The sequence below is a fragment of the Streptomyces palmae genome, from assembly GCF_004684805.1.
GTDB classification, from domain to species: Bacteria; Actinomycetota; Actinomycetes; order Streptomycetales; family Streptomycetaceae; genus Streptomyces; species Streptomyces palmae.
Window position 1 is genome coordinate 1 of record NZ_SRID01000558.1, and the last position, 3,001, is coordinate 3,001.

A 3,001-nucleotide genomic window follows, 5' to 3' on the forward strand; every position below is an offset into this window, starting at 1 on the left:
TCCTCGCTGTGTTTTTTCTTCAAAGGAACCTCGTCCCAGACCATCAGGCCCGGAGACGGGGTATCAACTAATCTGGCGTTGACTTTTGGCACGCTGTTGAGTTCTCAAGGAACGGACGCTTCCTTCGTACTCACCCTCTCGGGCTTTCCTCCGGGCGCTTCCCTTCGGTGTTTCCAACCTTACCAGATCCGATTTTCGTTCTTTCCGCTTCTCGAAAGTCGCGGTCGGTCCGAAATTTCATTTCCGGTGGCCGTTGGAGGGCCTTTGCCTTTCGGCGTGTTTCGACTTTATCAGAATCGCTTCTGCCGATCTAATCGGCTTCGCTTTCCCAATGATTTCGAAGGTGCCTCTCTGGATCTCGTGAACGATCCTCCGGAGGTAGCGCTGTAGACGCTAGCAGTTGCGGGTGGGTATGTCCACCTTCCCGGCAACCGTTTGAATCTACCTCCCCACGGGACCTGTGTCAACAGGTCTCTTGGGGCGAAGAGGAGACTAGCAGGTCAGCGGCGCTTCGCGCACATCAGGCGAAGGTGGACGGGGGCGTGTCCAGGTCTTCGAGCTCGATGCCGGGTGCGCTGAGTACCACGTCGCCAGCGAGGTGGACGCTGTGCCGCTCCCCCGTGTCCAGGGCGCTGACCTGGTATTCGTCCACCATCAGGGGCCCGCTGTCAGTGGTGTGTGCTGTCCTGTGGAGCAGGGCCCAGGACTGGTCGAGGGTGCGGGGGGCGAGTACCGGGGCGATGAAGGAGACCAGTCGTACCCGGGTGGCGGGGGCGCCGGGTTCCAGGCGGAGCAGGCGTGCGGTGGCGACCAGGAAGGCCGGCGAGTCACCGGTGAAGGCATGGGCGCGGACATTGCCTTCGGTGGCGTGCTCACCGGTGGGGTCGGTGCGGACCCAGGTGACGCCGTCCAGGGCGGCGCCGCGGACCTGCCAGCTCGCGGCGTGGAGTTCCAGGCGGAGCGGGCGGCCGAGCTGGTCGATGGTGAGGTCGACGGAGCCGGCGGGATCGCCGGAGGGGGTGGTGAGCCGGGAAACGTAGCGCCAGCCGGACGGACCGTCGGCGCAGTGGAAGTGTTCTTCTCCCAGGGGGGTGTGATCGTGCGGATCGTGGAGGGAGTAGCGGCCTCGGGGCATGGCGGGGTCCTCGACGGTACAGACGGGACAGGCCCCCGCTGGTGGGGCGGGGGCCTGATACCGGCTGCCGGGTGCCGCTGACCGCGAGGCCGGCGGCACCGCGGATCAGTAGCGGTAGTGCTCGGACTTGTACGGGCCCTCGACCGGGACGCCGATGTACGCGGCCTGCTCCGGGGTGAGGGTGGTGAGCTTCGCGCCCAGCGCGTCCAGGTGCAGGCGGGCCACCTTCTCGTCCAGGTGCTTGGGCAGCACATAGACGTCGGTCGGGTAGGCCTCGGGCTTGGTGAACAGCTCGATCTGCGCGATGGTCTGGTTCGCGAAGGAGTTGGACATCACGAACGACGGGTGGCCGGTGGCGTTGCCCAGGTTCAGCAGGCGGCCCTCGGACAGCAGGATGATCGCCTTGCCGTCCGGGAAGGTCCAGGTGTGGACCTGCGGCTTGACCTCGTCCTTGACGATGCCGGGGATGGCGGCGAGACCGGCCATGTCGATCTCGTTGTCGAAGTGGCCGATGTTCCCGACGATGGCCTGGTGCTTCATCCTGGCCATGTCGCCGGCCATGATGATGTCCTTGTTGCCGGTGGTGGTGACGAAGATGTCGGCGGTCTCTACGACGTCGTCGAGGGTGGCCACCTGGTAGCCGTCCATCGCCGCCTGCAGGGCGCAGATCGGGTCGATCTCGGTGACGATGACCCGGGCGCCCTGGCCGCGCAGCGACTCGGCACAGCCCTTGCCCACGTCGCCGTAGCCGCAGACGACCGCGACCTTTCCGCCGATCAGCACGTCGGTGGCCCGGTTGATGCCGTCGATCAGCGAGTGGCGGCAGCCGTACTTGTTGTCGAACTTCGACTTGGTGACGGAGTCGTTGACGTTGATCGCCGGGAAGAGCAGGGTGCCCTCCCGGTGCATCTCGTACAGGCGGTGGACGCCGGTGGTGGTCTCCTCGGTCACGCCGCGGATCTCGGAGGCGAGCTGGGTCCACTTCTGCGGGGCCTCGGCGAGCGTGCGGTTGAGCAGCTCCAGGATGACGCGGTGCTCGTCGTTCTCCGCGGTCTCCACCGCCGGGGCGGCACCGGCCTTCTCGTACTCCACGCCCTTGTGGACGAGGAGGGTGGCGTCACCACCGTCGTCGAGGATCATGTTCGGGCCGCCGGTCGGGGCGTCCGCCCAGGTCAGTGCCTGCTCCGTGCACCACCAGTACTCCTCCAGGGTCTCGCCCTTCCAGGCGAAGACCGGGACGCCCCGCGGGTCGTCCGGGGTGCCGTTCGGGCCGACCGCGATCGCGGCGGCGGCGTGGTCCTGGGTGGAGAAGATGTTGCAGGAGGCCCAGCGCACTCGGGCGCCGAGCGCGACCAGGGTCTCGATGAGGACCGCGGTCTGGACGGTCATGTGCAGCGAACCGGTGATCCGGGCGCCGGCGAGCGGCTGGGCCTCCGCGTACTCGCGGCGGATCGCCATCAGGCCGGGCATCTCGTGCTCGGCGAGGGTGATCTCCTTGCGGCCGAAGGCGGCCAGGGACAGGTCGGCGACCTTGAAGTCCAGGCCGTTGGCGGTGGTCATGCGGTTGTCCTCCATGGTTCGAGCGAGAGTGGTCTCGGCTGGGCATGCGGCAGCGGAAAACGGCACACGCAAAGGCGGTGCGCGCGCCTCCACCACTCACAGCGCAGTCCGTCGAAGGCCCTCTCTCCCTCGGACGGTCCGCGAGCGGAGCGCCCGACCGCCATCAGCAGCGACGTCTGGCTCTGGTCACGAATCTACACCGATCGGCCTGGCGTCCCCCAGCCCGCGATCAGCCGACGGCGGTCTTCGGCCGGGTGGAAAGCGCCGGGTGGACGGGGAGGGATCGGGGAGTGCGCGGGTGCGGTG

At 67.3% G+C, this 3,001-nt stretch carries 2 protein-coding genes; both read right to left on the minus strand.

Annotation, left to right across the window (positions count from 1 at the left end; translation table 11 throughout):
- Nucleotides 1-520: 520 nt before the first annotated feature.
- Complete coding sequence (locus tag E4099_RS30855; RefSeq protein WP_135342403.1) at nucleotides 521-1,135, minus strand: hypothetical protein; 615 nt, start codon at nucleotides 1,133-1,135, stop codon at nucleotides 521-523.
- 105 nt (nucleotides 1,136-1,240) lie between these two features.
- On the minus strand, nucleotides 1,241-2,695 hold the full coding sequence (ahcY, locus tag E4099_RS30860) for an adenosylhomocysteinase (RefSeq protein ID WP_135342404.1): 1,455 nt from the start codon (nucleotides 2,693-2,695) through the stop codon (nucleotides 1,241-1,243).
- Nucleotides 2,696-3,001: the final 306 nt, after the last annotated feature.